Raw genomic sequence first — 435 nt, 5'->3', positions numbered from 1 at the left:
CGGCCAGCCATTCATCTACACTGTGAGCCATTCAATCTCTCCGACAGTGATAAGCTCATTCTGCCCGCAGGGAATATCGGCAGTCAGACTGAGCATATAGTCCGTCACACCTGATGCCGTACCAATGGCCGTTCTGAGTGCGGTGATGAGCATGGTCTGGCCCGGAGAATGGGTTTTCTGAAGGGCCAGCAGTTTCGCCTGAACAGCCGCACGTGTTGCCGGCGTATCCGGCGTCAGACTGATTTGCGGGTTAAGCGGGGACAGCTCCAGCGCGACAGGCCATACCTCGATCCCGCCAGGCTTGCCGACAAGGTTACCGGTTGCCGGATCGGGATGACGGAACAGATACACCTCCATATCGGCTCTGTCCTGCGCGGTCGGGGTGATGTCAGTACGGTCGTCGTATACCCAGGCGAGGCCCATCGTGCATGGCCC

1 pseudogene is annotated in these 435 nt (G+C 59.1%); it reads right to left on the bottom strand.

Features of this window, described 5'->3' with window-relative positions:
- Window positions 1–15: 15 nt before the first annotated feature.
- Window positions 16–435 (bottom strand): annotated as a pseudogene (locus tag GTGU_RS23655) (baseplate J/gp47 family protein); the annotation flags it as partial.

Source organism: Trabulsiella guamensis ATCC 49490 (genome assembly GCF_000734965.1).
GTDB classification, from domain to species: Bacteria; Pseudomonadota; Gammaproteobacteria; order Enterobacterales; family Enterobacteriaceae; genus Trabulsiella; species Trabulsiella guamensis.
The sequence above is the reverse complement of the archived record's forward strand: the minus strand, read 5'-3'. Positions and strand labels throughout refer to the sequence as shown.